Here is a 1,730-nt window from a genome sequence, read left to right as displayed (position 1 = left end):
GCGTGCTGTACGTGGGCGATCACATCTACGGCGACATCCTCAAGTCGAAGAAGACGTCGCTGTGGCGCACGTGCATGGTGGTGCAGGAGATCGAGGACGAGATCACCTACACGGACGGTCAGCGGGAGCGGATCGAGAAGCTGGCCGAGGTGGAGCGGGTGCGGGAGCGGCTGGACGACGAGGTGGCGCACCACAAGGGCCTGCTCAACACGCTGGATCGCAAGCTGGAGCGTGGGGACGAGAAGGAGTCGAAGGAGGAGCAGGAGCGGCTGGAGGAGGAGCGGCGGCGGACGAAGGTGGAGCTGGACAAGCTGCGCTGGGCGCTGCGCGAGGCGACGGAGATCGCGGACACGCTGGAGGCCGAGGTGGAGGAAGGCTTCAACCCGTACTGGGGCCTGCTCTTCAAGGAGGGCCACGAGAACAGCCGGTTTGGCGAGCAGGTGGAGCGCTACGCGTGCCTGTACACGAGCCGGGTGTCGAACTTCCTGTACGACTCGCCGATGCAGTACTACCGCTCGCCACGAGAGCTGATGCCGCACGAGCAGGGAGGGACATCGGCGGGGAAGATGTCCCCGGTGGGCAGCGAGGGCCCGCCCAAGGGCGAGCGCTGATCCCTCGAGCCGAGCGCCCCAACCACGAGCCGTGCTTCTCTCACTGGCGGCAGTCGGCGCGCCGCAGGGAGACGCCGTTCTCGGTGCGGTACTGGTAGACGACCCCGCCCTCGTCGAGCACGGCGAAGTCCCGGAAGGTCTCCTCGGGCAGGGTGTTGACGGGCAGGTCCGTCTGGCCCAGCACCTTGCCGTCCAGGGGATCCAGGCAGTAGAGCCGCACGCCGAGCTCGTTGGCGGGGCTGGCCCTGCCCGTGGGCAACTCGCCGGCCACGGCCAGGTAGATGATGCCGGAACGGTCCGAGTCGAGCAGGGTGATGAACATCAGTGGGAACTGCAGCCGGTACTCGCGGGTGTAGCGATGCTGGCCGGACTGGCGATCCACGGCGTTGACGAAGAGGCGGCCGCCCGCGGCGTCGGTGATGCGGGCGAGGATGTAGGCGCCGCCGTCACGAGTGGGGCGGCCGGGGAGTTCCGGGCGCGTGGTGTCGGCCTTTCCCGAGAGGTCGCCGATGCGGATGAGCCCACCGTGCTCGCGCTCGACGTACACCGAGTCCCCGTCCACGAAGGTGCCGGTGACGCTGCCGGTCTTGATGATGCCCTCGCCCTCGATCGGCAGGTCTCCCTTGAGCGCGCCCGTGTAGGGGTCGATGATGGCCACCGACTTGTCCTTGAGCCTGTCCATCACGAGCAGCGTGCCATCCTTGGCCACGGTGACGTCCTGCGGCGTCTGCTGCGTGAGGGGCGTGGTCCCGACCACCTCGCCATCCGGGCCGAGCCGCACGAGCCGGCCGTTGACCTGATCCAGCACCACGATGTCTCCGAGCGGCGTCACCGTGAGCGACATGGGCGCCTCGGGGTTGCCCTCCTGGAGACGCTCGCGCCCGAGTTGGGAGGGACCGCTGCCCCAGCCCATCTCGGCGATCACCTCGTTGGGCTTGTCGGATGAGGGAGCACCCGCCTTCGGCTTGTCCCCCGAGTTTCCTGCACGGGCCGCCGTGGAGGTGCCCCCCTGGATCACCGCCGGGGCGCCCGGCTCGCTCTTCTGCTGGACGGACCGCGGCTCGGCCTGGCGACCCGAGCGCGCCGTCACGAGCGCGATGCCAAGCGCGAGGACGACCA

2 protein-coding genes are annotated in these 1,730 nt (G+C 69.1%); one reads left to right on the top strand and one right to left on the bottom strand.

Annotation, left to right across the window (positions count from 1 at the left end; genetic code table 11):
• On the top strand, positions 1–611 hold a 611-nt coding region (locus VF794_RS15870; RefSeq protein WP_331111258.1), incomplete at its 5' end, for a 5'-nucleotidase domain-containing protein.
• 40 nt (positions 612–651) lie between these two features.
• Here VF794_RS15870 and VF794_RS15865 read toward each other — a convergent pair.
• Positions 652–1,629, bottom strand: coding sequence for a hypothetical protein (locus VF794_RS15865; RefSeq protein WP_414640912.1), 978 nt, complete (start codon positions 1,627–1,629; stop codon positions 652–654).
• Positions 1,630–1,730: the final 101 nt, after the last annotated feature.

This window comes from Archangium sp. (assembly GCF_036389735.1).
Classification (GTDB): domain Bacteria; phylum Myxococcota; class Myxococcia; order Myxococcales; family Myxococcaceae; genus Archangium.
Note: the sequence above shows the minus strand (reverse complement) of the source record. Positions and strands in the feature narration are given on the sequence as shown.